The 23,755-nt window shown below is 72.8% G+C and carries 22 protein-coding genes and 1 riboswitch; of the genes, 16 read left to right on the top strand and 6 right to left on the bottom strand.

Annotation, left to right across the window (positions count from 1 at the left end):
* Positions 1 to 52: 52 nt before the first annotated feature.
* Positions 53 to 1,216: an ROK family transcriptional regulator gene (locus AB0D46_RS34985; protein ID WP_362883628.1), complete on the top strand. Its 1,164-nt coding sequence runs from the start codon at positions 53 to 55 to the stop codon at positions 1,214 to 1,216.
* Between the two features lie 183 nt (positions 1,217 to 1,399).
* On the opposite strand, the gene AB0D46_RS34980 is transcribed toward AB0D46_RS34985, so the two are convergent.
* Positions 1,400 to 3,781, bottom strand: coding sequence for a chitinase C-terminal domain-containing protein (locus AB0D46_RS34980; RefSeq protein WP_362883626.1), 2,382 nt, complete (start codon positions 3,779 to 3,781; stop codon positions 1,400 to 1,402).
* Between the two features lie 405 nt (positions 3,782 to 4,186).
* Positions 4,187 to 4,317: riboswitch (FMN riboswitch) on the top strand.
* Between the two features lie 217 nt (positions 4,318 to 4,534).
* Here AB0D46_RS34980 and ribD point away from each other — a divergent pair.
* From ribD to AB0D46_RS34930, 10 genes are all read left to right on the top strand, one after another.
* Positions 4,535 to 5,614, top strand: a complete 1,080-nt coding sequence (gene ribD, locus AB0D46_RS34975) for a bifunctional diaminohydroxyphosphoribosylaminopyrimidine deaminase/5-amino-6-(5-phosphoribosylamino)uracil reductase RibD (RefSeq protein WP_362883639.1) — start codon at positions 4,535 to 4,537, stop codon at positions 5,612 to 5,614.
* A complete protein-coding gene (locus tag AB0D46_RS34970) occupies positions 5,615 to 6,238 on the top strand; it encodes a riboflavin synthase (RefSeq protein ID WP_362883625.1) in 624 nt (207 codons plus the stop codon).
* Positions 6,235 to 6,888, top strand: coding sequence for a nicotinamide mononucleotide transporter family protein (locus AB0D46_RS34965; RefSeq protein ID WP_362883623.1), 654 nt, complete (start codon positions 6,235 to 6,237; stop codon positions 6,886 to 6,888). The genes AB0D46_RS34970 and AB0D46_RS34965 overlap by 4 nt, the downstream gene beginning before the upstream one ends.
* Positions 6,885 to 8,189 carry a bifunctional 3,4-dihydroxy-2-butanone-4-phosphate synthase/GTP cyclohydrolase II gene (locus tag AB0D46_RS34960; protein ID WP_362883621.1) on the top strand — a complete coding sequence of 435 codons (1,305 nt, stop codon included), beginning with the start codon at positions 6,885 to 6,887 and terminating at the stop codon, positions 8,187 to 8,189. Before AB0D46_RS34965 ends, AB0D46_RS34960 begins: the two co-directional genes overlap by 4 nt.
* 81 nt (positions 8,190 to 8,270) lie before the next feature.
* Entirely contained in the window at positions 8,271 to 8,756 is a 486-nt protein-coding gene (gene ribH, locus AB0D46_RS34955; protein ID WP_215031692.1) for a 6,7-dimethyl-8-ribityllumazine synthase, read from the top strand.
* A gap of 35 nt (positions 8,757 to 8,791) precedes the next feature.
* Complete coding sequence (locus tag AB0D46_RS34950; protein ID WP_362883619.1) at positions 8,792 to 9,070, top strand: phosphoribosyl-ATP diphosphatase; 279 nt, start codon at positions 8,792 to 8,794, stop codon at positions 9,068 to 9,070.
* 71 nt (positions 9,071 to 9,141) lie between these two features.
* Positions 9,142 to 9,990 (top strand): ATP phosphoribosyltransferase, encoded by an 849-nt coding sequence (gene hisG / locus AB0D46_RS34945; protein ID WP_362883617.1) that lies wholly within the window; start codon positions 9,142 to 9,144, stop codon positions 9,988 to 9,990.
* A gap of 60 nt (positions 9,991 to 10,050) precedes the next feature.
* Positions 10,051 to 10,515, top strand: coding sequence for a PH domain-containing protein (locus AB0D46_RS34940; RefSeq protein WP_362883616.1), 465 nt, complete (start codon positions 10,051 to 10,053; stop codon positions 10,513 to 10,515).
* Positions 10,516 to 10,713: 198 nt separating this feature from the next.
* Positions 10,714 to 12,174, top strand: coding sequence for a hemolysin family protein (locus tag AB0D46_RS34935; protein WP_362883614.1), 1,461 nt, complete (start codon positions 10,714 to 10,716; stop codon positions 12,172 to 12,174).
* A complete protein-coding gene (locus AB0D46_RS34930) occupies positions 12,171 to 13,214 on the top strand; it encodes a hemolysin family protein (protein WP_362883612.1) in 1,044 nt (347 codons plus the stop codon). The genes AB0D46_RS34935 and AB0D46_RS34930 overlap by 4 nt, the downstream gene beginning before the upstream one ends.
* A gap of 87 nt (positions 13,215 to 13,301) precedes the next feature.
* Here the strand turns inward: AB0D46_RS34930 and AB0D46_RS34925 are convergent, their stop codons facing one another.
* On the bottom strand, positions 13,302 to 13,703 hold the full coding sequence (locus AB0D46_RS34925; RefSeq protein WP_362883610.1) for a RidA family protein: 402 nt from the start codon (positions 13,701 to 13,703) through the stop codon (positions 13,302 to 13,304).
* A 144-nt stretch (positions 13,704 to 13,847) separates the two neighbouring features.
* Here AB0D46_RS34925 and AB0D46_RS34920 point away from each other — a divergent pair, with 144 nt between their 5' ends.
* Positions 13,848 to 14,849, top strand: coding sequence for a WYL domain-containing protein (locus tag AB0D46_RS34920; protein WP_362883609.1), 1,002 nt, complete (start codon positions 13,848 to 13,850; stop codon positions 14,847 to 14,849).
* A gap of 9 nt (positions 14,850 to 14,858) precedes the next feature.
* On the opposite strand, the gene AB0D46_RS34915 is transcribed toward AB0D46_RS34920, so the two are convergent.
* Together AB0D46_RS34915 and AB0D46_RS34910 are read right to left on the bottom strand one after the other, a co-directional pair.
* Entirely contained in the window at positions 14,859 to 16,832 is a 1,974-nt protein-coding gene (locus AB0D46_RS34915) for an AAA family ATPase (RefSeq protein ID WP_362883607.1), read from the bottom strand.
* A 378-nt stretch (positions 16,833 to 17,210) separates the two neighbouring features.
* Positions 17,211 to 17,846: a hypothetical protein gene (locus AB0D46_RS34910; RefSeq protein ID WP_362883605.1), complete on the bottom strand. Its 636-nt coding sequence runs from the start codon at positions 17,844 to 17,846 to the stop codon at positions 17,211 to 17,213.
* 133 nt (positions 17,847 to 17,979) lie between these two features.
* Here AB0D46_RS34910 and AB0D46_RS34905 point away from each other — a divergent pair, with 133 nt between their 5' ends.
* A complete protein-coding gene (locus AB0D46_RS34905; RefSeq protein WP_362883603.1) occupies positions 17,980 to 19,389 on the top strand; it encodes a peptidase C39 family protein in 1,410 nt (469 codons plus the stop codon).
* A 276-nt stretch (positions 19,390 to 19,665) separates the two neighbouring features.
* Positions 19,666 to 19,818, top strand: a complete 153-nt coding sequence (locus tag AB0D46_RS34900; RefSeq protein WP_362883601.1) for an SCO1431 family membrane protein — start codon at positions 19,666 to 19,668, stop codon at positions 19,816 to 19,818.
* Positions 19,819 to 19,833: 15 nt separating this feature from the next.
* Here the strand turns inward: AB0D46_RS34900 and AB0D46_RS34895 are convergent, their stop codons facing one another.
* Together AB0D46_RS34895 and AB0D46_RS34890 are read right to left on the bottom strand one after the other, a co-directional pair.
* Positions 19,834 to 20,787 (bottom strand): DUF6114 domain-containing protein, encoded by a 954-nt coding sequence (locus tag AB0D46_RS34895; protein WP_362883599.1) that lies wholly within the window; start codon positions 20,785 to 20,787, stop codon positions 19,834 to 19,836.
* Between the two features lie 32 nt (positions 20,788 to 20,819).
* Positions 20,820 to 21,434 carry a DUF6230 family protein gene (locus AB0D46_RS34890; protein WP_362883597.1) on the bottom strand — a complete coding sequence of 205 codons (615 nt, stop codon included), beginning with the start codon at positions 21,432 to 21,434 and terminating at the stop codon, positions 20,820 to 20,822.
* Positions 21,435 to 21,570: 136 nt separating this feature from the next.
* Between AB0D46_RS34890 and AB0D46_RS34885 the strand changes: the two genes are divergently transcribed.
* Positions 21,571 to 22,272, top strand: a complete 702-nt coding sequence (locus tag AB0D46_RS34885) for a TetR/AcrR family transcriptional regulator (RefSeq protein WP_362883595.1) — start codon at positions 21,571 to 21,573, stop codon at positions 22,270 to 22,272.
* A 147-nt stretch (positions 22,273 to 22,419) separates the two neighbouring features.
* A complete protein-coding gene (locus AB0D46_RS34880; protein ID WP_362883593.1) occupies positions 22,420 to 23,592 on the top strand; it encodes an acyl-CoA dehydrogenase family protein in 1,173 nt (390 codons plus the stop codon).
* Positions 23,593 to 23,755: the final 163 nt, after the last annotated feature.

Raw genomic sequence — 23,755 nt, 5'->3', positions numbered from 1 at the left:
CGTAAACTATCAGGGACCCTTCCTGATGGTTAGTGCCCTGAACCTCCCTAAGATGGGCGCCGTGACCCCTGCCAAGGTGCTGACGACCGCCGCCGCCCCGTCCCCCGCCTCGCCGAGCACGGCCCGGGCCATGAACGACCGGCTCGCGCTGGAACTCCTGCAGTCCGAGGGGCCGCTGACGGCGGCCCAGCTCAAGCGGCTGACCGGGCTGTCCCGGCCCTCCGTCGCCGACCTCGTCGAGCGGCTCGCCGGCGCGGGGCTGATCGAGGTCGTGGGAGAGTCGGGCGAACAGCGGCGCGGCCCCAACGCCCGCCTGTACGGGATCGTCGCCCGCCGCGCCCACCTGGCCGCGCTGGACGTACGCACGGACAGCGCGACGGCGGTGGTCACGGACCTGCTCGGCCGGCCCCTGGCCCGGGCGTCCCTGCCGGTCGACGCCGTCGAGGAGGCGGTGGCGCGGTTGGAGGCCCTGACCCGCGAGGCGGGCGCCGAGCGGCTGCACACCGTCGTCGTCGGGGCCCCGGGCCTGGTGGCACCGGCCAGCGGGGAGCTGGGCGACACCATCGGGCTGCCGTCCTGGCACCGGGACCTCGTGACGGCCCTCCAGCAACGGCTGCCCGCCAAGGTGGTGGTGGAGAACGAGACCAACCTGGCGGCCCTGGCGGAACAGCGCGTCGGCGCCGCCCGCGACCTGGACTCCTTCGTCCTGCTGTGGCTCGGCGCCGGGGTCGGCGCCGCCGTCGTCCTGGACGGTCGGCTGCGCCGGGGCGCCTCCGGCGGGGCCGGCGAGATCGGCTTCCTCCCCGTCCCCGGCACCGCCGGGCTGCCCACCGCCGGCGACTGCGGCGACGGCTTCCACGCCCTGGCCGGGCGCGCGGCGGTGGCGGCCCTCGCGGCGGAGCACGGCTTCCGCGGACCGGTGGAGGAAGCCGTCGCCGGGGCGGCGGGGGATCCCTTCCTCGACGCCCTCGCCGAACGGCTCGCGCTCGGGGCGGCGGCCGTCGCCGCGATCCTCGATCCGGGCTGCGTCGTGCTCGGCGGTGAGCTGGGCCGGGCCGGTGGAGCCGCCCTCGCGGCCCGGGTCGAGCGCCGCCTCACCACGCTGACCCCCGTCCCGACGGCCGTCCGCGCCACCGCCCTCGGGGGCCCGGCCGTCATGGAGGGCGCCCTGCTGGCCGCCCGCGAAGCCGCCCAGGCGATCCTCTTCGGCACCTGAGGGGGCGCCCGCCCCCTGACCAGCCCCCGCGCCCCCAGGCCGGCCGGCCTCCGACCAGCCGCCCCCCAGCCGATGGCCCCGCGGCGGGAATCCGGACACAGGTCCCGGGACGCACGAGGACCCGGGGGCCGCCGGGCCACCGGGTCTCATGCAGGGTGTTCAGCGGTGCTCACGCACCGGGTGTCAGCAGGCGCCCTGGTCCTTCCAGACGCCCCACTCGCCGGTGGTGCCGGGAGCTTCGTTCTGCGTCCACCACTGGGCCTTCCAGTTGCGGCCGTTGTGCGAGACGAGGCTGCCGCTGTTGTACACCTGGCCGGCCACGTACGCCGGGTTGGTGCAGGTGCCGCCCGGCGGGGTCGTCGGCGGCGTGGTCGGCGGAGTCGTCGGCGGGGTCGTCGGCGGCGTGGTGGGCGGGGTGGTCGGGGGAGTGGTCGGCGGCTGCGTGCCGCCCGGCTCCACGACCGTGGTGCCGCGCGCCAGGTCACCGGCGAAGGCGTACGTCGTACCGGAGATGTTCACCGTCCAGTTGGACGGCGTGGACACCGGCAGGTAGTAGTTGAAGGCCAGGTCGACCGAGGCGCCCGGGGCGAGCGACTGCCACGCCGGGAGCTTCAGCGAGACCCGGTGGAAGTCGCCCTTCAGACCGCCCACGTTGCTGCCGGTGTGGTCGCTCTTGATCACCTTGGTGCCGAAGCCCGACTGGTCCGAGGCGTTGTTCGGGGCCGAGGTCGAGTAGTCGAACTGGAACTCGGTGCCGCCCGGCAGCGCCGACTTCGTGTTGTTGGTGATCTTGACCTTCGGGGTGAGCGGGTAGTTGGAGTCGCCGAGCTTGAACTCGGTGAACTCCGCCTTCACGTCCACGGCCTGGGTCGGCATCGCGGTGTTGGACTTCTTCGCGCCGTACGGCGTGGCCGCCTTGAACTTGTCGTACATCAGCGTGGTGAGCGTGTCACCGATCTCGTACTGGCCCTTGGCGGCGTTCCAACCGTAGTCGCCCGCCATCTCCCAGACCATGGTGCCGCCGATGCCGCGGTTGACCACGTAGTCCGCCTTGGCGGCGACCGACTGCTCGTCCTCGGTGGAGAGGAAGACCTTCTTCTGCGCGTTCCACAGCCACGGCGCGACCAGCGTCGAGTCGTACTTGCGGACGTAGGTGCCGGTCAGCGTGGTGTTCGCAGGGAAACCGTACTTGGTGACGTAGTCGCCGACGATCCCCTTCTCCAGGTTCTTGGCGTGCCACATCGGGTTGGAGCCCGCCGGGGACTCGACCCCGTTGGTGTCCTTGTCGTGCCACAGGTTGTCGATGCCGGTCGCGCCGTCACCGCACTTGGTCAGACCCGCGCCGGCCGGGCAGGTGGTCGCGGAGGCCTTGCCCCACAGCCCGTCGGTGCCGCCCTGGACGTTCTTGTGGCCGCGGGTGTAGTACGGCAGGCCGATGTTGATGCGGCCGGCCGGCATCGAGCCGCGGAAGTAGTGGTACGCCCAGTCGGTGTTGAGGTACCCGACGCCGCCGTACTGCGAGCTGCCGTAGACGTTCGCGGCGGCCAGCTCGGCGTCCTTGCCGTCGTCGAACAGCGAGGCGTTCGGGCCGACGTACTCGTTCCACGCGCCGTGCAGGTCGTAGGACATGATGTTGACGTAGTCCAGATACTTCTGCATCTGGAAGGTCTCCATGCCCCGCAGCAGGTAACCGGAGGAGGGGGCGGCGACGGTCAGCATGTAGTGCTTGCCGTCGGCGGCGCCGGCCCGGTCGAGCTTCTCGCGCAGGCTCTTCATCAGGGCGTCGTAGCCCTTGACCAGGCCCGCGCGGCGGGCGTTGGCGAGCTGCCAGTCGAGCGGGTTGCCCGCGTCCTTCATCGTGGTCGGGTACTCGTAGTCGATGTCGACGCCGTTGAACCCGTACTTGCGGATGAAGTCGACGGAGGAGTTCGCGAAGGTGTCGATGCCGGCCTGGTTCACCGAGCCGTCGGCGTTGGTGGCCATCGAGTAGAAGCCGCCGGAGTTGACCCGGTTGCCGTCGTCACCGAAGTAGCCGCCGGTCTCGGCCCAACCGCCGACCGAAATCAGCGTCTTGACGTTCGGGTACTGCTTCTTGAACTTCGTCAGCTGGTTGAAGTGGCCCTTGTAGGGGAGCGACGGGTCCATCTCGGCACCCGCGACGCCCGGCCAGGTCATTCCGGTGGCCGCGTTGTTCGCGTTGTCCGCGCCGACGGAGATCTTGTTGTCGGAACCGACGTGCGCGAAGGCGTAGTTGATGTGCGTGATCTTCGACCACGGGATGTTGTTGGCGAGGTAGGCGGGGGTGCCGTCCTTGCCGGTGCGCCAGCCGGTGAAGTAACCGATGACGCGCCGCTGGTGGTCGGCGCCCATCTTCTCGCGGCCTTCGGAGTCGTAGACCGAGCAGTACGGAGTGTCGACCCCGGGGGTCTTGTGCAGACCGTCGGGACGACAGCTCTCGTTGTCGGCGGCGTGCGAGACGCCCGCGGAGAGCCCGCCGACCAGCAGGCCGGCGATGACGGCGCCGGATGCCAGGAGCATCGCTCTCGTACGAGTGGGGGACAGCATTGTGCCTCCTGGGGAGGGGAGGATGGCAGGACACCACGTGCAGCAACAAGCAGAAGAATGGCGCTGGTTGGCCTGAGACGTGCGCACGTCGGCAGGGCCGGCTCCCGGGGAGGATGAAGGGAACGTTAAGAGGACTAGACCAACCCGTCAATAGGTCTGGACCAAAGGCGTTCGGGAGTGCCGGCTCGGCGCGTTCGGGAGTGCCGGTTCGGCGCGTGCGGGACGCGGGCGCCGCGCCGGCGCGACGCGGCCACGCCGCCGGCGGCACGTGCCGGGCGGCGCCGCCGGCGGCATACATGCCGTGCGTCGCCGCCGCTCAAGAACGGCTTGTTTGTGACCCAGGCCACAGCGATTCACCCGCATGGCCGCCGATCACCCGTGGCACACTGGCCCTAGTACCAGTAGCAGCGCACTCCGGGGTCGGTGCAATTCCGAACCGGCGGTTATAGTCCGCGACCCGTCCGCAGCCAGCGGCCGGTTGACCAGGTGAAATTCCTGGACCGACGGTTAAAGTCCGGATGGGAGGCAGTGCGCGGCGGGCCAGTCACCGGTACGCCGCCGTCGGCGGTCCATCGGCGTATCCCCACCGGATACGTCTCGAACGGATCGCGTTCCCGGCCTCGGCGTCCCCGCGTGTGCTACCCGCTTCATCTGTCGTATCCCGACAGGCCCCGGAGTCCGTGCCCGATGAGGCAGGAGGACCCGGTGGCGACACACGCCGCGCAGGCAACACCCGACCCGAGCGTCACCGCCATGCGTCGGGCCGTCGAGCTCGCCGCCCGCGGCCTCGGCGCCACCAGCCCCAACCCCGTCGTCGGCTGCGTCATCACCGACCCCGCCGGCAACGTCGTCGGCGAAGGCTGGCACCAACGGGCCGGCGGCCCGCACGCCGAGGTCCACGCCCTGCGCGCCGCGGCCGACGCCGCCCGCGGCGGCACCGCGTACGTCACCCTCGAACCCTGCAACCACACCGGCCGTACGGGCCCCTGCGCCCAGGCCCTCATCGACGCCGGCGTCACCCGCGTGGTCTACGCCGTACCGGACCCGAACCCGCAGGCCAGTGGCGGCGGCGCCACCCTGCGCGCCGCCGGGATCGACACCGCGGCCGGGCTCCTCGCGGACGAGGCCGAGGAGGGCAACGCCGCCTGGCTGACCTCCGTCCGCCTCGGCCGCCCCCACGTGCTGTGGAAGTACGCCGCCACCCTCGACGGCCGCACCGCCGCCGCCGACGGCACCAGCCGCTGGATCACCTGCGCCGAGTCCCGCGCCGACGTCCACCGACTGCGCGCCGAGGCCGACGCCGTCGTCGTCGGCGCCGGAACCCTGCGCGCCGACGACCCGCACCTCGCCGTGCGCGGCATCGAGGGCGCGGTCCAGCCGCTGCGGGTCGTCCTGGACACCCACGCCGGCGTCCGGCCCACCGCGCGCGTCCTCGACGACGCCGCCCCCACCCTGATCGCCGTCGGCGAGGACGCCGACACCGACCACCTGCCCGGCGTGGACCTGGTCCGACTGCCCCACGACGGGCGCGGACTGTCGATCGAGGCCCTGCTCGCCGAACTCCACGGGCGCGGCGTGCGCTCCGTCCTCCTCGAAGGCGGCTCCACCCTGGCGGGCGCCTTCGTCGCCGCCGGTGCCGTCGACCGGGTCGTCGGCTACCTCGCCCCGGTCCTGCTCGGCGCCGGCCCCGCCGCCCTCGCCGACGCCGGGATCACGACCATCACCGAGGCCCTCCGGCTCACCCTCACCGGGACCACCCGCCTCGGCACGGACATCCGCATCACCGCCACACCCACACACCCCTCCCGCCCCACCGCCCCCAAGGAGCACTGAGTGTTCACCGGAATCGTCGAAGAACTGGGCGAGGTCACCGCCGTCGAGCCGCTCGCCGAAGCCTCCCGCTTCCGCCTGCGCGGCCCGGTCGTGACCGAGGGCGCCAAGCACGGTGACTCGATCGCCGTCAACGGCGTCTGCCTGACCGTCGTGGAGAGCGCCGACGGCGAGTTCACCGCCGACGTCATGCAGGAGACCCTGAACCGCTCCAGCCTCGGCTCCCTGACCCAGGGCTCCCGGGTCAACCTGGAGCGCCCGATGGCCCTCGGCGGACGCCTGGGCGGCCACCTGGTGCAGGGGCACGTGGACGGCACCGGCGAGATCCTCGCCCGCACCCCCTCCGAGCACTGGGAACTCGTCAAGGTCGCCCTCCCGGCGCACCTGGCGCGGTACGTCGTCGAGAAGGGCTCGATCACCGTCGACGGCGTCAGCCTCACCGTCGTCGACGCCGCCGCCGACCACTTCACCATCAGCCTCATCCCCACCACCCTCGCGCTGACCACCCTGGGCATCAAGCAGCCCGGCGACCCGGTCAACCTGGAGGTCGACGTCCTCGCCAAGTACGTCGAGCGCCTCATGGCCGCCGGCGTCGATCCGCTCCACACCCAGGGAGAGCAGCGATGAGCGCCCTGACCTGGCTCAACGCGGAGGCCTTCGAGGTCTTCGGCCAGAAGGTCATCTGGTCCGACATGATCGGCAACCTGATGGGCCTGGCCGCGCTCGCCCTCGGCTGGCGGCGCTCCATATGGACGTGGCCCGCCCAGCTCCTCTCCGGACTGATCCTCGTCGCCGCCTACGCCTCCGCGCAGCTCGCCGGCGGCATCGGCAAGCAGCTCCTGGTGATCTCCGTCGCGATCTGGGGCTGGCGCGCCTGGCAGCTCGGCCGGCAGAAGGCGCAGGACGGCTCCATCGCCGTGCGCACCGCCACCTGGAAGGAGCGCGGCCTGCTCCTCGCCGGAGCGGCGGCCGGCACCCTCGCCGTCGGCGGCCTGTTCACGCTCGTCCCCTCGCTGTCCTGGAGCCCGTGGGCCGACGCCTACATCTTCGTCGGCACGATCGTCGCGATGGTGGCCCAGGCCCGCGGCCTCGTCGAATTCTGGTTCGCCTGGCTGCTCGTCGACCTGGTGGGCGTCCCGCTCGCCTTCAACAGCGGCCTGGCCTTCTCCGGCCTCGTCTACGTCGTCTACTTCGCCCTCGTCCTGTGGGGCGCGTACGACTGGTACCAGCGCTCGCGCACCACCCCCGCCCCGGCCCTCGAAGGAGCAACGGCATGACCCCCCTCAAGCCCGTGCCGGACGTGCCCGAAGCCGAGCCGCAGGAGACCTTCCGGCTCGACCCGGTCGAGCAGGCCATCCGCGACATCGCCGCCGGACGGCCGATCGTCGTCGTCGACGACGAGGACCGCGAGAACGAGGGCGACCTCGTCATCGCCGCCGAGAAGGCCACCCCCGAGATCATCGCGTTCATGATGAGCGAGTGCCGCGGCCTGATCTGCGCCCCCATGGAGGGCCCGGAGCTGGACCGGCTGGAACTCCCGCAGATGGTCCAGCACAACACCGAATCCATGCAGACGGCCTTCACCGTCTCCGTCGACGCGAGCGCCGCCCACGGCGTCAGCACCGGCATCTCCGCGGCCGACCGCGCCACCACCCTGCGCCTGCTGGCCAACGGCACCAGCGAGCCCTCCGACTTCGTCCGCCCCGGGCACGTCTTCCCGCTGCGCGCCAAGCCCGGCGGCGTGCTGGTGCGCAACGGCCACACCGAGGCCGCCGTCGACCTCGCCCGCCTCGCGGGACTGCGCCCGGCCGGCGCCATCGTGGAGATCGCCGGCGAGGACGGCGTCATGCTGCGGCTGCCCGAGCTGATCCCCTTCGCCCGCAAACACGGCCTGACGATCATCTCCATCGAGGACCTGATCGCCTACCGCCGCTCATCCGCCGAGCCCACCGTGCGCCGCGAGGCCGAGGTCAACCTGCCGACCGCGTTCGGCGCGTTCACCGCGTACGGGTTCCGCTCCACCGTGGACGGCGTCGAGCACGTCGCCCTCGTCCACGGCGACGTCGGCGACGGCTCCGACGTCCTGGTCCGCATGCACTCCGAGTGCCTGACCGGCGACATCTTCCAGTCCCAGCGCTGCGACTGCGGACCCCAGCTGCACGCCTCCATGGGCCGCATCCAGGCCGAGGGCCGCGGCGTCGTCGTCTACCTGCGCGGACACGAGGGCCGCGGCATCGGACTGCTGTCCAAGCTGCGCGCCTACGAGCTCCAGGAACGCGGCCGCGACACCCTGGACGCCAACCTGGAACTGGGACTCCCCGCCGACGCCCGCGACTACGGAGCCGGCGCCCAGATCCTCGCCGACCTCGGCGTGCGCAGCGTCCGCCTGCTGACCAACAACCCCGACAAGTCCGCCGCGCTGGTCCGGCACGGCATCGCGGTCATCGGCCGGGAGCCGATGCCCGTCGAGGCGGGCGAGCACAACCTTCGGTACCTGCGCACCAAGCGGGACCGGATGGGGCACGACCTGCCCTGGCTGGAGGGGGCCGTGGCCACCTCCGCCTGTGGCAACCAGTAACACCGCACACCCCGCACCACACCAGGCACATTCCGAACACCCCTGTACACACCGACAGACGAACCACCGAGGAGCAGAGCTGTGAGCGGCAAGGGCGCACCCGAACTGAGCGTGAAGAACTGCGGAGACCTCCGGGTCGCCGTGATCGCTGCCCAGTGGCACGAGAAGGTCATGGACGGGCTGGTCGACGGCGCCCTGCGGGCCCTGCACGAGCTGGGCATCGACGAGCCCACGGTGCTCCGCGTCCCCGGCAGCTTCGAGCTCCCGGTCGTGGCGAAGGTACTCGCCGGTCGCGGTTACGATGCCATCGTCGCCCTCGGAGTGGTCATCCGCGGCGGCACCCCCCACTTCGACTACGTGTGCCAGGGCGTCACCCAGGGCCTGGTGCAGGTGTCGATCGACACCGGAGTTCCCGTCGGCTTCGGCGTTCTGACCTGCGACAACGACGAGCAGGCGCTGGACCGCGCCGGGCTTGAGGGGTCGAACGAGGACAAGGGGCACGAAGCGGTCACCGCCGCCGTCTCCACCGCCATGACCCTGCGGACGGTCAGCGAACCCTGGCGCTGAGTGGCAGCGGGGGACCCCTTATTCTGAGGACCATCATGGCGAACACCTCCAAGACCTTCGAAGAGCTCTTCACCGAGCTCCAGCTCAAGGCCGCCACCGGCGACCCCAGCACCTCCCGCACCGCCGAGCTCGTCGGCAAGGGCGTCCATGCCATCGGCAAGAAGGTCGTCGAGGAGGCCGCGGAGGTCTGGATGGCCGCCGAGTACGAGGGCAAGGAAGCCGCCGCCGAGGAGATCTCCCAGCTGCTCTACCACGTCCAGGTGATGATGGTGGCGCGCGGGATCACCCTCGACGACGTCTACGCGCACCTCTAGGCCGGAGCTCCACCCGGGCCCCCCGCCCCGCCCGCACCACCCTTTCGCACCTACGCACCCAAGGAAGCCCCATGCTGCGCATCGCCGTCCCCAACAAGGGCTCACTCTCCGGAGCGGCGTCGGCGATGCTCCATGAGGCCGGGTACCGCCAGCGCAAGGAGTCCAAGGAACTCGTCACGGTCGACCCCGAGAACGAGGTGGAGTTCTTCTACCTCCGCCCGAAGGACATCGCGATCTACGTCGCCTCGGGCAAGCTCGACATCGGCATCACCGGTCGTGACCTGCTGCTGGACTCCGGGGCGAACGCCGAGGAGATCCTCCCGCTGAACTTCGGGCGCTCGACCTTCCGCTACGCCACCAAGCCCGGCACCGCGAAGGGCCCCGAGGACTTCGCCGGGATGACGATCGCCACCTCGTACGAGGGCATCGTCGCCAAGCACCTCGCCGAGATCGGCATCGACGCCGCCATCGTGCACCTCGACGGCGCCGTCGAGACCGCCATCGAGCTGGGCGTCGCCCAGATCATCGCGGACGTGGTCGAGACCGGCACCAGCCTGCGCAACGCCGGCCTGGAGGTCATCGGCGAGCCGATCCTCAAGTCCGAGGCGACCGTCATCCGCCGCACCGGAGCCGGCGCCGACGACCCGAAGGTCGCGCAGTTCCTGCGCCGCCTCCAGGGCGTCCTGGTGGCCCGCAGCTACGTGATGATGGACTACGACTGCCGCGCCGAGCACCTGGAGCGCGCGGTCGCCCTCACCCCGGGCCTGGAGTCGCCGACGATCTCCCCGCTGCACAACGAGGGCTGGGTCGCCGTCCGCGCGATGGTCCCCGCCAAGGAAGCCCAGCGGATCATGGACGACCTGTACGAGCTCGGCGCGCGCGCGATCCTCACCACCTCGATCCACGCCTGCCGCCTCTGACACCTGCTGCCCGCCGGCAACAGACGTCCCCCCCACCTCCTCGCAGAACCGAGCGCACCCATGGCCGAGTCCGCCGCCCAGCCCGCACCGCCCACCCTGCCGGTCACCTTCCGGCCGAACCGGACGCGGGTCGTGCTGCTGAGCGTCGGACTCGCCATGTTCGCGACGATCACCACCGTGGCGCTGCTGCTGGAGAAGCTCAGCGCGGGCGAGCGCGTCAGCTTCGTCTTCACCGCCGCCCTGCTCAGCTCGGTCCTCGTGCTGCTCAGCCGCCCCAAGGTGGTCGCCGACGAGGGTGGGGTCACCGTCATCAACCTGACGACCACCCGCCGCCTCGAATGGGCGCAGATCCTGCGCGTCAACCTCCGCCCGGGCGACCCGTGGGTGTTCCTGGACCTCAGCGACGGCACCAGCCTGCCCGTCCTCGGCATCCAGCCCGGCGTCGCCAAGGCCCAGGCGATCGGCGACGCCCGCGCCCTGCGCGCCCTGGCCGAAACCCGGGGAACCGGCGCGAACGACCACTAGCCCACCGGGCTCGCCGCTGCGTCCCATTGCGGCCGCGATCCCAGTGACTACCCTGGTGGCGGGGCGCCGCCGTGCGCCCTCCCACACGCCCCGGGACCCCGAGGCCCGTGGGCACCTGCGACCAGAGGAGTGACTCCCTCCAGCGATGGACGGATCGTCCGGTAGTACCCGCGCCGCCCTCCCCCCGGAGGCGGCGGCATGACCACCCCGCTGCTCCTGCTCCTGGCGGCCTTCGCCCTGATCCTCGCCAACGGTTTCTTCGTGGCGGCCGAATTCGGCCTCGTCACCGTGGAGAGACCCGAGGCCGAACGTGCCGCCGCCGAAGGGGACCGCCGTGCCCGCACGGTCGTCGACGCCCTGCGGGAGCTGTCCTTCCAGCTCTCCGGCACCCAGCTCGGCATCACCATCACCTCCCTCGTCGTCGGCATGCTGGCCGAACCGGCCCTCGCCGCCCTGCTGTCCGGGCCGCTCGCCGCGACGGGACTGCCCCGGGGCGCCGTCCCCGGCATCGCCGTCGTCATAGGCATGCTGCTCGCCTCCGCCGTCCAGATGGTCGTCGGCGAGCTCGTCCCGAAGAACTGGGCGGTGTCCCGCCCGCTCCAGGTGGCCCGCTTCGTCGCCGGCCCCCAGCAGGTGTTCTCCCGGGCCTTCCGGCCCGTCATCGCCGGCCTCAACTCCGTCGCGAACCGTCTCGTACGGGCCCTGGGAGTGGAGCCGACCGACGAGATGGCCTCCGCCCGGACCCCCGGCGAACTGGTCTCCCTGGTCCGCCATTCGGCCCAGGCCGGCACCCTCGAACAGGACACCGCCGACCTCTTCGTCCGGACCCTGTCGCTGGGCGGGCTCACCGCCCAGCACGTCATGACCCCCCGCGTGAAGGTCAGCGCCCTCCAACACACGGCCACCGCGGCCGACGTGCTGAACCTGACCCGGGCCACCGGGTTGTCCCGGTTCCCGGTCTACCGCGACCGCATCGACGAGGTCACCGGTGTGGTCCACCTCAAGGACGCCCTCGCGGTCCCCGAGGCGCACCGCTCCCGCACCCCCGTCGGTCGGATCTGCGTCGCTCCGCTGCTGGTGCCCGGCTCCCTGCCGGTGCAGCCGCTGCTGGAACGGCTGCGCAGCGAACAGCCGATGGCCGTGGTGGTCGACGAGTACGGCGGCACGGCCGGCGTGGTCACCCTGGAGGACATCGTGGAGGAACTCGTCGGCGAGGTCCGCGACGAGCACGACCTCGCCGAGGACGGCCGCCCCGAACTGGCCGCCGCACCCTCCGAGGACGGCCGCCCCTCCTGGGAGGCCGACGGCAGCTGCCGCGTCCACACCCTGCGCCGCATAGGCCTGGAAGTCCCCGAGGGCCCCTACGAAACCGTCGCCGGTCTCGTCGCCGACCTGCTCGGCCGCATCCCCGCCCCCGGGGACCGGGCCGAACTCCCCGGCTGGAAGCTGTCCGTCCGCCAGGTCGGCCGCAACCGCGCCGAACGCGTACGGCTCGTCCGACTGGCGACGGTCCCCGCCGGCGGCCCGTACGGGTCCGTCCCCGGGGCCGACCGGAGCTGGGCCGACCGTGACGGGGCCGAACGCAACGCCCGGTCCGAAGCCCTCCGCGCCGCGGACCCCGTCGGAGCACCGGCCGAGCTGGAAGGCGCTGCCCGATGAACGCGCTCCAACTCCTCTTCGCCCTGCTCCTGGTCCTCGCCAACGGCTTCTTCGTCGGAGCCGAGTTCGCGCTCGTCTCCGTACGCCGCAGCCAGATCGAGCCCCTCGCGGCCGGATCCAAGCGGGCCCGCCAAGTGCTGTACGGGCTGGAGAACCTGCCGCGCATGATGGCCGCCGCCCAGTTCGGCATCACCCTCTGCTCGATCACCCTCGGCGCGGTCGCCGAGCCCACCGTGGCCCGGCTGCTGGAGCCCCTCTTCCACGCCCTGCACGTCCCGCAGGGACTCATCCACCCCCTCGGCTACGCCGTCGCGCTGTCCGCCGTGGTGTTCCTGCACCTGGTGATCGGCGAGATGGTCCCGAAGAACCTCGCGATGGCCGCTCCGGAACGGACCGCCCTGTGGTTCAGCCCCGGCCTGGTCGCCTTCGCCCGGGTGTGCGGACCGGTCACTGCCGCGCTCGGCGCCTGCGCCGCGCTCGTCCTACGGCTCTTCAAGGTCGAGCCCAAGGACGAGGTCGAGGCCGTCTACACCTCCGCCCAGCTCGGCCGGCTCGTCGAGGACTCCCGGCAGGCCGGGTTCCTCGGGTCGGTCGAACAGGAGCGCCTGGAGGACGCGCTGGAACTGGGCAGCCGCCCCGTCACCGACGTCCTGCTGTCGCGGGATCGGCTGGTCACCGTCGGTCCGGCGGTGACCCCCCGCCAGATCGAGCAACTGACCGTCCGCACCGGCTACTCCCGCTTCCCGGTCCGCTCCGACACGGGCGCCTTCATGGGCTACCTGCACGTGAAGGACGTGCTCGACCTGGAGGACCGGGAGCGGGCCGTGCCCCAACGGGTCTGGCGCCGGATGACCACCCTGTGCTCGACCCTGCCCCTGGACGACGCCCTCAGCGTCATGCGGCGCGACGCCACCCACCTGGCGCAGGTCGCCGATCCGGCCGGGCGGGTCCTCGGCCTCGTCGCTCTGGAGGACGTCCTGGAAATGCTGGTGGGCGAGGTCCGCGACCCCGCCCACCGGGGCTACGCCCGCAGCGCGTAGCCCCGGCCCCGGCGCGACACCGCCGGCCCGGCCCCGCCCGCCCCCCGGGGGCGCCGGGGTCGGGCCGGCGTCGCGTACCCCCCGTCGTCAGGCGACGGCGGTCCCCTCCAGCTCGACCAGCAGGGTGGGGATCGCCAGCCGGCTCACCCCGAGCATGGTGGTGGCCGGCGCCACCCGGGCGGCCCCCAACCGCGCCGCCAGTACGCCGTAGTGCTGGAAGAGCAGGTCGACGTCCGTGGTGTGGACGTTGAGCCGCACCAGGTTCCCCAGGGACATGTCGGCGGCGCCGAGCACGGCCTCCAGGTTGTCCAGGCTGAGCGCCAACTGGGCCGCCATGTCCCCCTCGTGCAGGGGCTTGCCGTCGCCGTCCATCGCGCCCTGCCCGGCGCAGTACAGGGTCCGGGTCTGCCCGGAGACCACTTCGCCCTGGTGGTAGCCCAGCTCCAGCGACCACGTCCACGGGTTGACCGCCGTGCGTTGCGTCGTCATGTCCGCTCCCATCGATGCGTCGACCCCGGGTGGGGTACGTACGTCCGCCCACCGGCCCGGCCTCAAGGCCGCCCCGGCGTCGTGTCGAGAAGCCTCCCAACGCATCACGACACCTTGTGTCATGTATGCCGATAGGGTTTTCGGATGCGCGCCGATCGGCTGGTCTCCCTGGTGTTGCTGATGCGTCGGCGCGGTCGGCTGTCCGCGGCCACCCTGGCCCGCGAGCTGGAGGTGTCCACCCGTACCGTGCTGCGCGACATGGAGGCGCTGTCCGCGGCCGGCGTCCCGGTGCACGCCGAACGCGGCCGGCACGGCGGGTTCGCGCTGTTGCCCGGCTTCCGCACCGAACTGACCGGGCTCAACCACGACGAGTCCCTGGCCCTGCTGGTCGCCGGATCGCGGCGCGGCGCCCAGGCGTTCGGCCTCGGTTCGGCGCTCGCCTCGGCCATGCTGAAGGTGGTCGACGCGCTGCCCGACAGCCACCGGGACACCGCGACCGGCGTGGCCGAACGCCTCCTCATCGACCCGGAGACCGACCTCCTCTCGCGCCGCGTCGTCGCCGAGGAACTGCCCGACCCCGTCGTCTCCGAGGTCAGGCGCGCGGTCTTCGCCGGACGCCGGCTGCGCATCCGCTACGCGGCCACGGGCCGCCCGGCGCGGTGGCGCACGGTGGACCCGATCGGCCTGGTCACCGTACGGGAGCGGGGCTACCTGCTGGCCGCGCGGGAGGGCGCCGACCGCACCTACCGGCTGTCCCGGATCCTGGCCGCCGAGGAACTCGACGAGCCCGCGCGGCGCCCGGAGCGGATCGACCTGGAACGGGCCTGGCAGGACCGCAGCACACGGTTCCGTACGGGCGGGGACCAGGTCACCGTGCTGGTGCGGGTGGACCCGGCGCGGCGGGATGAGCTGCTGGACACCGCGCTGGACGTGCTCGCCGAAGCGGCCGACCCCGACGGCCGGCTACGACTGACCCTGACCTTCCAGGACGCCCGCCACGCCGAATGGGCGCTGTGGCAGCTCGCCACGCACGCCGAGGCCCTGACCCCGCAGTGGCTGCGCACCGCCCTGCGCGAGCGCGCCGGCGCGCTCGCCACCCGCTACGCGGCCACGCCCGACGCGGGGGAGCCCGGAGAAACGGCCTAGTGCTGGGCACTAGAGCGGCGGTGGCTCCGGCCGTTCCTGGGGGCCGCGGCCCGACAGGACCTCCCCGTACGCCTGCATCAGGTCCGCCAGCCGCAGCGTCGCCAGGTCGTCGCGCGTGGGCTCGCCAGCGAAGCCCGCCAGCCGCAGGTCCCGGTAGGCGCAGCTCTTCTCGTACAGGGTGCGCAGGAAGCGGCCGTTGCCCAACTCGTCGATCCAGCCCTGCTCGACGACGTGCCCGCTGATGCTGCGCAGCTCCTCCACGGCCTCCTCGTCCCACCGGTCCCCGTTGGCCTCCGCCAGCACGCCGCCGATCGCGGTGAGTTCTGGCGGCCGGTAGCTGGGGAAGTCCACCCGGGTGGTGAACCGCGAGGACAGTCCCGGGTTCGCGCCGAGGAGCCGGTCCATCCCCGCCGGATAGCCGGCCAGGATCACCACCAGGTGGTCCCGGTTGTCCTCCGCCCGCTTCAGGAGCACCTGGAGGGCCTCGTCACCGTACGCGTCCCCCTTGCTGTAGCCGGAGTTGGACAGGCTGTACGCCTCGTCGACGAACAGCACCCCGCCGATCGCCGAATCGATCAACTCGTTCGCCTTCACCGCGGTCTGACCGAGGAACTCCCCGACCAGATCGGCTCGTTGGGCCTCCACCAGATGGTCGCCGCCCAACAATCCCAGCGCGAAGAACACCCGCCCCAGGATCCGCGCCACCGTGGTCTTGCCGGTGCCCGAGGGACCGGAGAACACGAAGTGGCGCTTCGGCGGCTGCACCGGCAACCCCTGCGCCGCCCGCAGCCTGGCCATGTGCAGCTGCGCCGACAGGGCCTTGACCTGCCGCTTCACCGGGTCCAGCCCCACCATCCGCTCCAGCTCCGCGAGCGCCTGCGCCAGCGCCCGCGGATCGGCGGGTCCGGCCGGCAGCCCGGCCGGTGCGCCCTGCGGCGGCACGGACACCTTGTGCCGTACGCCCTCCAGCCCGCCCGAGCCCGCCGACGGTGCGAAACGCTGCTCGGGCGGTTCCAGCGGCGTCGGCGGATCGGGGTCAACCTGCCCGTCCGCCGCGATGTCCTGGGCCGCGATGTCCTGGGCCGCGACGTCCTGGAAGGGGCCACCGCCGAGCGCCACCGCCGCGTAGTCCCCGCCGGCCGTGGACAGGCCGTGCCCCGCCAACCCCTCGCCGAGGTGCCCGGAGAGCCCCGCGTACCCGGCCATGTCGTCGGGGTCGCTGCTGTCGGCGATGGCCGTCAACCGGGCCGCGGTGTCCATGAACGCCGGATCCACCCGGTGCACCGCCCGGTACAGCGGCAGCGCCGCGGCGCTGCGCCCGGTGCCCTCGTGCGCCCGCGCCAGCCAGTACCGCAGCTCCTTGCGCTGCGGCTGCTCGCTGCGACAGCGCATCAACGCCGCCGACAGCATCGGCTCGGCCTGCCCGTACATCTCCAGCCGGACCCGGGCCATCCCGCCGAACAGGCCCGCCTCGATGCCCAGCAGCGGATCCTCCACCAGGGGTTCGGTGTGCCGCACCAACTCGTCCCAGTCCTTGACCAGGTAGGCCCGGCAGGCGTGCAGGAACCGCACCTGCGGGTCGGTGTCCACCGGCGGCAGCGCGGCGAGGGCCTGGTCCAGCTCCGGCACGTGCCGGCCGTCCAGCCAGTGCGAGGCGTGGGCCAGCAGCAGGTCGCGCCGGCTCTCCAGCACCGGCTGTACCCACCAGCCGAGCCAGTACCAGGAGTTGAGCGTCCGCCGGTGCCGTGCCCGCTGCTCGCCGAAGCGGTCCCGGTGCGCGTACATGCGCAGCAGGGCGTTCGTGGTGTCGACGCGCAGCGCGTGCAGGCCCAGCCAGGCGTCGGCCATGGTGGGGTCGAACCGCACGGCCGCCCGGAACTCCTCCTCGGCCTGCGGATAGGCCCCCATGGTGCAGGCGTCCACTCCGCGCAGCCAGGCGAGTTCGGCCGGGGCGTGTGCGCTGCCCGGCATGCCGAAGTCCATCACATCCCCCACAAGCCAGCCCCGTGGTACGCGGCAACCCCCGTGCTCCGCACGCGAGTTGTCCACCCCGCCGATGAAATCAGGGCTGCATCGTACCTGCGGTGACGCACCTTACCCAGGGTGCGACGGGGACGGGTCGCGCGTGCGCCCCGGAGGCGCATGGTAACGCACCGTGAGGATCGGCGGGCGCGGCCGGGCGCCGGGCGGCGGTCGGGAGCCGTCCCGGGGGGACAACGAAGCCCCCGGTCACGGGGGAACGACCGGGGGCTTCGTGTCCGCGGCGGCCCTCGCGGACCGCGCGTTCTGAACGTAAGGCCGTCGCCGGGCCGGGGTCAAGCGGGTCGGAGGAGGCCCCGGGGCGCCGGTTCGCGGAGCCGCTCAGGCCTGGGGCAGCCCGTCGCTCTCGGTGATGGAAACGGCCGTTCCCGAGGTCGCACCAGCCCCTGAAGTCCACTCGTATCCCGTACCGCTCTGGCGTACCGGGGTGTCGGCGAAGGGGCGCGAAGGGTCGTCCGAGAAGTGCGCGCGCTCGGCGCGCTCCCATCCGTCCCAGAAGTCGGACAGTTCGCGCCCGTCCCGGTTCCTCCCGCGCCGCCAGGAGGTCTCCCGGGCGGTCTCCATCCACAGCAGCCGCGCCAGCCGCGGCCGCAGGGCCCGCCGGCCCGCCCCGACGCCCTCGACGAGCACCACCGGCGCCGGCTCCAGCACCCGTTCCGGCCCGAAGCACCGCTCCACCCAGTCGTACGGGGCCCAGTGCGCGGTCCGGCCCGCCGCCAGCGGCGCCAGCACCTGCGCGTCCAGCCGGCCCCACCAGTCGAACAGCTCCTCGTGGGTGGCCACCTCGTCGAGGTGCAGCACCGGCGCCCCGCCGAGGGCCCCGGCGAGCCGTTCCGCGAAGGTGCTCTTCCCCGATCCGGCGTGCCCGTCGACGCCGATCAGCCGGACCGGGCCGAGGGAGGGCGGCAGGGCGGCGAGCTCCCGCGCGAGTGACTCAAGTGACTGCTGTGGCTCCACCCGGCCAGCTTAGGCCGCGCGTTCGCAGGGGTCCGTTCACCCCGACACGTGCCGTGGCTTCGGCCCTCGGCCCACGGGAACTGGAAGGGTGGACGAGCCGATCCACCGCACCGAGCCCTGGGGGCCAACGCCGATGACCGCACCCACGCCGCGCCGGGCCCTGCTGGCCGTCGCCCTCGCCGCCGCCACCACGGTCGGCCTCCCCGGGGGGCGGGCCTCCGCCGCCCCGACCCCGGCCTCCGAGCCGGGATCCGGACCGCTCCCCGTGCCCGCGGCCCCCGGCGCGGACGCCGCCGCGACCGCCGCCGCCCGGACCGTCGACAACCGCTTCTGGTACTCCCTCGCCCACTGGCGGGCGGGCATCCACGACGGCACCAGGGCCGTCGACGGAGCCCGCGCCGGTCTGGAGATCGCGACCCCGACCGGCCGCACCACCTACACCGACCCCCACACGGCGAAGAAGGCCACCTGGGAGTACGCCACCTGGACCTCGCCCGTCCACCGCTCCACCGTCCCCGGTACCGAGGCCATCGCCTCCTGGAACGCCGCCACCCCCGCCGGTACCTGGATCCAGATCGAACTGCGCGGCACCTACACCGACGGCAAGGTCGGCCCCTGGTACGTGATGGGTCGTTGGGCCGCCGGTGACGGCGACATCCGCCGCACCTCCGTCGACGGCCAGAGCGACGGCAGGACCACCGTCCGGACCGACAGCCTGGCCGTCGACGACCCGTCCTCCGGCATCCGGATCAGGGACTGGCAGCTGCGCCTGACCCTGTACCGCAAGCCCGGCGCCGACCGGGGCCCCACCGTCCGGCTGGCCGGCGCGATGCTCTCCGACGTCCCGGACCGCTTCACCGTCACCGCCTCCACGCCCTCCGGGAAGGCGCACGAGCTGAAGGTCCCGCGCTACTCGCAGGAGATCCACGCCGGCCGGTACCCCGAGTACGACAACGGCGGCGAGGCCTGGTGCAGCCCCACCTCCTCCCAGATGGTCGTGGAGTTCTGGGGCGGCCGCGCCTCCGCGAAGGCCCTGTCCTGGGTCAACACCTCCTACCGGGACCCCCAGGTCTGCCACGCGGCCCGCTCCACCTACGACGCCGCGTACAAGGGCTGCGGCAACTGGCCCTTCAACGCCGCCTACGCCGCGACCTACCGGGGCCTCGCGGGCGTCGTCACCCGGCTCACCTCCCTCGCCGACCTGGAGACCCTGGTCCGCGCCGGCATCCCGGTCATCACCTCCCAGTCCTTCCTCGCCGAGGAACTCACCGGTGCGGGTTACGGCACGGCGGGCCACCTGATGACCGTGATCGGCTTCACCGCCGCCGGGGACGTGATCGCCAACGACCCCAACTCGCCCGACAACGCGGCCGTCCGCCGCGTCTACGCGCGGCGGGAGTGGGAGAACAACTGGCTGCGCACCAAGCGCCGCAACGCCGCCGGGAAGACCGTCGCGGGGACCGGGGGCATCTGCTACCTCTATGGTCCGGCCCGTCCGGGCCCGGTCCAGGCCGCCGCGTTGAAGGCGGTCGGAGTGCTGTGAGAACGCCCTCCGGCACGGAGGGGTCAAGAGTCGAAACCGTGGTCAGCGACCTCCTCCCCGGAGCCGTCGCCCTCTGCCTCGGCCCGGCCGTGGTGGCCATGGGCGGCCGCCGGCGTGACGGCATGACGGCATGACCTGACCGTACGCGGTACCCGTCGCCGGGTCCCGGCCGCGGCCCGCTCCGGCGGACCCCGGTCGGGGCCCGGTGACGTGACGCGCGCCACCAGTGACCGACGTCCTATCGCGAACGACGCGCCCGCCGGCACATTGGACGGCATGACCGCAGACAGCGCCGCCCTCAACGCCGCCACCCCCACGACCGTCGCCACCGGTGGGCCCGACGAGGGCTCCTCGTGGCTGGAGCACGTGCTCGGCTGGACCCTCGTGGTGGTCGTCGCCATGTTCGTCACCCAGGTCGGTTGGATGTAGCTCCTGCCGGGGGCCCTACGAGGCCTCCAGGCGCAGCCCGTCGGTGACGATCACGTCCGAGGTCACCAGGGCCTGTTCGGCGCTGACCCGCGTCATGAACACGAACGGCGGGATGACCGGGGGAGCGGGCAGCCCGTCGGGGCTGAACGTCACGCACAGCAGCCCCTCGATGCACCCGCTGAACCGGGTCAGGTACAACGTCACGTCGCCCCGCAGTTCGAGCGACCGCGCGGCCAGCCCGTACTCCTCGCCCCCGTCCCGGGTGCGCAGCCGGTAGTCGCTCAGCGAGGCCGCGGCCATCTTCAGTACGAGGACCCTGCGCGGCCCGTCCACCGTCACGACCTCGGTGACCCCGGCGAGGGCGAAGCCCCGGGGCGCGAACAACGAGGTCGTGACGGTCGGGGGAGTCCGCGCGACCACCGGCGCCGCCCCCGTCGCCACCGCCCCGGCCCCGGCCCGGCCCTCCATCGGCGCGCCCGTCGCCAGCGCGGCCAGCAGTACCACCGGCAGGGCGGCGGCCCTCACCCGCGGCCCGCTGCCCTCCCCGCCGGCATTCCCGCCGCCCTCCCCGGCGAACTCCCGCGCCCCGTCCTCCGCGCCGGCGTCCTCGTCCCGCGTCCCGGAGTCCGGCGTCCACCCGAAGGCGAGGGCGCCGCCCGCGATGCCGAGGAGCATCCCGACGAGGAACCCGCCCAGGTTGGTCGCCACGAAGGACAGCACCGACAGCAGCAGCGCGTGGATCGAGACGTAGGCGCGGGACTGCGGCAGGAACCACAGGAAAAGCCCCGCCACGATCAGCGCGACCCCGATCCCGATGGCGGCGATCCCGCCCGGACCGAGGCTGACGAGCACGGCCAACGGGGACAGCGGCACCAGCAGCAGCTCGGCCCCGCCCAGCACCAGCAGCAGCCCGCCCCAGAACGGCCGGGTGCGCCGCCAGGTCCGCAGCCGCCGCCGCTGCTCCGGCAACGGAAGCCGCCCGCGGGTTCCGACCGGACGGCCTAGAAGCACGTGCGGCCGTCCAGGCTCACGGCGACCCGCAGACCCTTGAGCCGGAAGTTCCCGCCGGTCGCGGACCAGGCGTGCGACTTCACGCCGACCACCTCGATGTTCCCGGCCTGGAGCCCGAACTTGCCCGGCTCGCCCCGCACCCCCTCCACCGCGTCGAGCGTGGACGCGTCCCGACCGATCTGGGCGGTGCCGAAGGTGGCGTCGCCGTCGAGGTCCTCCCCGTCGATGATCAGGCTGCTCGCGGTCACCTCCCCGGCCGGACCGCCCGCCGTCAGCTTGAACACCACCGTGCCCAGCGGGGTGTCCACCTCCGCGGACTGGCAGATGTCGGTGAGGGTGGCGTCCCCGATCCCGAGCAGGGCCACCGGGTGCCCCGTGCCGTCGACGGAACGGTCCGTCTGCACGTACGAGGCCAGCCCCTTGCTGGTCAGCTTCGAGGAGGAGACCTGGAAACTGGTCCCCGAGACGGCGAAGGACGCGGCGAGCGCGCCCCGGGCCATGACCGTTCCCAGCACCCCGACCGCGACGAGCGCGGGCAGGGCGACGAGCGCCGACCTCCTCCAGCGGACCCGGCCCCGCGGGTTCGGTTTCCCGTCCTTGCCCATGGTGGTGCCTCCCGTACGTCGTCCGGTGCGCGGTGATGTGCGCGGGGATGTGCGGAGGAACTGGGTCGAGCCGGCTCGGGCACGCAGGTCTGCCATACTGCGGGCGTCCTGTGGCAGTTCGAGGCTAGGGCTGGATTTGAATAATAGTCAACAGCGGGGCAGGACCGGGCGTTCGCAGGTTCGGCGGGCCGAACTCATAGCAACCGGCCGCAAGTTGTTCGACAGCACCTCGTACGACGCCCTCTCCATGGACGACATCGCCAAGCAGGCCGGCGTCGCCAAGGGGCTGATCTACTACTACTTCACGAGCAAGCGCGGCTACTACCTCGCCATCGTCGAGGACTCCGTCGCCGAACTCGTCGCCCGCGCCGGCCGGGACACGGACCTGCCCGGCGTCGAGCGCGTCCGCCGCACCGTCGACGGCTACCTCCACTACGCCGAGCACCACCACGCCGCCTACCGCACGATCGTCACCGGAGGCGTCGGCTCGGACGCCGAGGTGCTGGCGATCCGGGACGCGGTGCGCGAGGAACTGACGGCCACCATCGCGGAGGGCGCCTACGGCACCCGGACCGTCCCCCCGCTCGCCCGGCTCGCCCTCGTCGGCTGGCTCTCCGGCGTCGAGGGCGTCACCCTGGACTGGATCGGCGCCCTGGGGGCGGAGGGGCAGCCCGACCGGGCGACCGTCGGAGCGCTGCTCGTACGCCAGCTCCGTGCGACGCTGACCGTGATCGAGGAGTTCGTCCCGCAGTGTCCCGCCCCTCCGGCGGACCTGGACGGGGCGTCGAACGCCCTCGGCCACGGTGATGATCAAGCACCGGTGACGGAAAGCGTCTGATCGGGCATACTCAACCCGCCGCAGCCGCTCTTCGAGCCCTTCCGTGACCCGGAAGGGCCGTGTCGGTTGTGTGAGCACCGAGACCCGGTGGCGCGTCCCACACCTCACGCGTCGCCGCCGTGCCCGACCAGGGAGGAGAGCGCCGCCATGACCGAACGCGCCCCACAGACGGTGGACCGTCAGCTGCCCACCGAGGAGTCCCGCGACCTCCTGGCGCTCGTGCGCGAGATCGCCCAGAGGGAGATTCGCCCCCTCGCCTCGGACGAGGAGGAGGCCGGCCGGTTCCCCCGCGAGGTCTTCACCCTGCTGTCCGAGTCCGGGCTGCTCGGTCTTCCGTACGCCGGTGAGTTCGGCGGCGGCGACCAGCCGTACGAGGTGTACCTCCAGGTACTGGAGGAGCTCGCGGCGGCCCGCCTGACGGTCGGCCTCGGCGTCAGCGTCCACTCCCTGGCCTGCCACGGCCTCGCCGGCTACGGCACCAAGGAGCAGCGCGCCGCCCACCTGCCCGACATGCTCGGCGGCGGGCTCCTCGGCGCCTACTGCCTGTCCGAGCCGGCCGCCGGCTCGGACGCCGCCTCGCTCACCACCAAGGCCGTCCGCGACGGCGACGACTGGGTGATCACCGGCACCAAGGCCTGGATCACCCACGGCGGGGTCGCCGACTTCTACACCGTCCTGGCGCGCACCGGCGTGCCGGGCCCCAAGGGCATCACGGCCTTCCTGGTCCCCGGCGACGCCCCGGGCCTGACGGCGGCCGTGCCCGAGAAGAAGATGGGCATGAAGGGCTCGCCCACCGCCCAGCTCCACTTCGACGGCGTACGGGTCCCCGACGCGCGGCGTATCGGCGACGAGGGCCAAGGCTTCACCATCGCGCTCGCCGCCCTCGACGCGGGCCGGCTCGGCATCGCCGCCTGCGCCATCGGCGTCGCGCAGGCCGCCTTGGACGAGGCGCTCGCGTACGCGCTGGGCCGCAAGCAGTTCGGGCACCCGATCGCCGACTTCCAGGGCCTGCGCTTCATGCTGGCCGACATGGCCACCAAGATCGAGGCGGGCCGCGCCCTCTACCTGGCCGCCGCGCGGCTGCGGGACGCGGGCAAGCCGTTCTCCCGGCAGGCCGCGATGGCGAAGCTGTTCTGCACCGACGCGGCGATGTCCGTGACCACGGACGCCGTCCAGGTCCTCGGCGGCTACGGCTACACGGCGGACTTCCCGGTGGAGCGGCTGATGCGCGAGGCGAAGGTGCTCCAGATCGTGGAGGGCACCAACCAGATCCAGCGCATGGTCATCGCCCGCCACCTGGCCGGCCCCGAAACCCGCTGACGCGGCCCGGGCCGACGCCCGCGGTTCCGTAGCCGTCGGGGCCGCCGGGCGTGCTCGTACCGGCAGGGTGCGCCGGCCGGGGGTGGTGGGGCGGGCTGACGCACGCGGTTCCGCGATCCGGGCCGGCCCGGATCGCGTACCCGCCCCCGGGGCGGCCGGCCGG

This window comes from Streptomyces sp. NPDC048383 (genome assembly GCF_040651775.1).
In the GTDB taxonomy this organism is placed as follows: domain Bacteria; phylum Actinomycetota; class Actinomycetes; order Streptomycetales; family Streptomycetaceae; genus Streptomyces.
The sequence above is the reverse complement of the archived record's forward strand: the minus strand, read 5'-3'. Positions and strand labels throughout refer to the sequence as shown.

Coding starts and splice junctions, on each gene's coding strand:
- AB0D46_RS34930 (WP_362883612.1), top strand. CDS start 12,171: ATGAACGCGCTCCAACTCCTCTTCGCCCTGCTCCTGGTCCTCGCCAAC.
- AB0D46_RS34940 (WP_362883616.1), top strand. CDS start 10,051: ATGGCCGAGTCCGCCGCCCAGCCCGCACCGCCCACCCTGCCGGTCACC.
- AB0D46_RS34935 (WP_362883614.1), top strand. CDS start 10,714: ATGACCACCCCGCTGCTCCTGCTCCTGGCGGCCTTCGCCCTGATCCTC.
- AB0D46_RS34980 (WP_362883626.1), bottom strand. CDS start 3,781: ATGCTGTCCCCCACTCGTACGAGAGCGATGCTCCTGGCATCCGGCGCC.
- AB0D46_RS34985 (WP_362883628.1), top strand. CDS start 53: ATGGGCGCCGTGACCCCTGCCAAGGTGCTGACGACCGCCGCCGCCCCG.
- AB0D46_RS34965 (WP_362883623.1), top strand. CDS start 6,235: ATGAGCGCCCTGACCTGGCTCAACGCGGAGGCCTTCGAGGTCTTCGGC.
- AB0D46_RS34915 (WP_362883607.1), bottom strand. CDS start 16,832: ATGGACTTCGGCATGCCGGGCAGCGCACACGCCCCGGCCGAACTCGCC.
- AB0D46_RS34920 (WP_362883609.1), top strand. CDS start 13,848: ATGCGCGCCGATCGGCTGGTCTCCCTGGTGTTGCTGATGCGTCGGCGC.
- AB0D46_RS34960 (WP_362883621.1), top strand. CDS start 6,885: ATGACCCCCCTCAAGCCCGTGCCGGACGTGCCCGAAGCCGAGCCGCAG.
- hisG (WP_362883617.1), top strand. CDS start 9,142: ATGCTGCGCATCGCCGTCCCCAACAAGGGCTCACTCTCCGGAGCGGCG.
- AB0D46_RS34950 (WP_362883619.1), top strand. CDS start 8,792: ATGGCGAACACCTCCAAGACCTTCGAAGAGCTCTTCACCGAGCTCCAG.
- AB0D46_RS34900 (WP_362883601.1), top strand. CDS start 19,666: ATGACCGCAGACAGCGCCGCCCTCAACGCCGCCACCCCCACGACCGTC.
- AB0D46_RS34905 (WP_362883603.1), top strand. CDS start 17,980: ATGACCGCACCCACGCCGCGCCGGGCCCTGCTGGCCGTCGCCCTCGCC.
- AB0D46_RS34925 (WP_362883610.1), bottom strand. CDS start 13,703: ATGACGACGCAACGCACGGCGGTCAACCCGTGGACGTGGTCGCTGGAG.
- AB0D46_RS34880 (WP_362883593.1), top strand. CDS start 22,420: ATGACCGAACGCGCCCCACAGACGGTGGACCGTCAGCTGCCCACCGAG.
- ribD (WP_362883639.1), top strand. CDS start 4,535: ATGCGTCGGGCCGTCGAGCTCGCCGCCCGCGGCCTCGGCGCCACCAGC.
- AB0D46_RS34890 (WP_362883597.1), bottom strand. CDS start 21,434: ATGGGCAAGGACGGGAAACCGAACCCGCGGGGCCGGGTCCGCTGGAGG.